General features: G+C 59.8%; 2 protein-coding genes. One reads left to right on the forward strand and one right to left on the reverse strand.

Annotated features, from left to right (window positions below; translation table 11 throughout):
* Positions 1-64: 64 nt before the first annotated feature.
* Positions 65-979, reverse strand: coding sequence for a zincin-like metallopeptidase domain-containing protein (locus FHW92_RS25435; RefSeq protein ID WP_168606078.1), 915 nt, complete (start codon positions 977-979; stop codon positions 65-67).
* 559 nt (positions 980-1,538) lie between these two features.
* Between FHW92_RS25435 and FHW92_RS25440 the strand changes: the two genes are divergently transcribed.
* Entirely contained in the window at positions 1,539-1,772 is a 234-nt protein-coding gene (locus tag FHW92_RS25440) for a hypothetical protein (protein ID WP_168606079.1), read from the forward strand.
* Positions 1,773-1,926: the final 154 nt, after the last annotated feature.

Genomic DNA, 1,926 nt, shown 5'->3' on the forward strand with positions numbered 1-1,926 from the left:
CTGAAATAATGTGAAGGAACGTGGCAAGAAAACCGCAGAAATCAGACAATCTGGTCACGTTCCTTCACATTATCGACACCTCGCGATTACTGGAATTATGGCGAGGTGAGCATAACTTGAGCCATGATCCGAGGTAATCGGCATGGCGCACAGTCGGGACAATGCCCAACGCCGCACAGAGGAAAGCCGAACCCATTTCCGCCACCAGTTCCTCGCGGGCATAGTCCTTGCTGCCAAAGGGATTGACGATCTTGCGATCCAGCCGCGAGCCATGGCCGGTGGCATGGCAAAGCTCATGCAGGGCAGTGCGGTAATAATTGATCTGCTCAAAGAAGGCCGGTTGCGGCGGCACCTGCACATAATCGGCAGAGGGCACATAGAAGGCCTTGCTTCCGCCAATTCGGAAAGGCACGCCTGAGGCAGTGATGACTTCCTCGGCCAGCGGCACCATCTCACGCTCAGGCAAGGGCGCAGGATCACCAAACAGCTCTTTGCCCTGCCCTTCGCCCAGCCCCTCACATTGCGCCACATTGAAGACGGTAAAGCGCTTCAGGAAAGGAACCGACCTTGCATTCTCGCCGCTCTCCTGCGCGCGTGCCTTCTCAGCCTGCGGGGTGAAGCGGTCGGCATAGACCACCGTCACACCCTTCTCGCCCTTGCGGACGTTGCCGCCTGCTTCGAGAGCCTGCTTGAAGGTCAGCCATCCTTGCGAAGGATAGCCGCCCTCGATCACGCTGCCCCAGAGCAGGACATTGACGCCGGAATAGCTCCTGCCGGTCAGCGCATTATGCGGCAGCGCGGGACACAGGCCACCCTGCCCCGCACCATCCACCTTCCCCCATGGCTGCACCCATGGAAAGCGCCCCGCCTCAAGCTGGGCGATGATCTTTGCCGTCACTTCATCGTAAAGCGAATTACGGTTCCCGCCGCGGGGCGCTTCACTCTCGCCCGCAACGCGAGTTTTGCTTGTCTGACGCATGGTATCCTCCTTGCGCCACCCCAAACCCAGATTGGCTTCCCCTTGGAGCGTGGGTGGGCGGCACCAGCGCCATTCAGGGCGGGACCACAGGGCCGGGCTGCACCTCCGGCCGCAACGCAGTGGAGGAGCCGGGCCGCAGGCACGGCTTGCAGCCCGGACGGGCCCGCCCAAAAGGGCGCGCCGCCCACCCGCGCTCCGAGGGGAAGGCCACACAAACGCCGCTGCGCAGCAGCGCGGCGTCAGCAGTAAGACTTCAGACTTTGGACAAAGGATCGTCACCTGAAAGGACGGAACGCAAAATTGCGGTCCGGGGGCGCCAAAGGCGACCTAGAGCCTGGTCATGGACGGTGTGCAGCGGCGGACAGGATGGCCCAATCATCGTCACCCTTGCCGACCAAAGACCTTTTCTTTGCGAGGTGGGTCCAGCCGAAGCCGGGAAATGGCACCAATCTGTCCTCAGTCCTAGGACGGCGGACAGACGAGTTCGCCATGAAAAGCCAAGATATCGTTATATTGCTCAAGCTCGTGAGTCTGGCTTGGGAACCTCAAGGTCGGTTTTATGCCCGACGATCCGAACATTTTGGGGCTCAGCAACCGCGGGTATAAAGAAGGCATATCTACGGCGATCAAATATGCCGTTCCAAGCGGGCGCGTCCTCAAGCATCTCACATCCCCCCTCTTTCTGGCCACCAAACTGGAGGCTTATTCCGGAAGAGGTCAGAACGCCCCCCTCGGGAGCCATGACTTGGAAGACATCATCACTGTGGTGGATGGCAGGGCCGAACTGGGGTAAGCGCCCTAAGGCCAGACGTTACCCGCCTGAATTGCGCGCGTTGTGACTTGCCCACATTGAGAGCCCGATCCGAAAGTTGTTGAGCAATACCAGCATGTTGTGATTCAGCCGTCTTTGCGAAGAGATGGGATGGATCATGGCATGGACTGGTACC

Origin of the sequence: Novosphingobium sp. SG707, from assembly GCF_012275515.1 — a bacterium.
Classification (GTDB): Bacteria; Pseudomonadota; Alphaproteobacteria; order Sphingomonadales; family Sphingomonadaceae; genus Novosphingobium.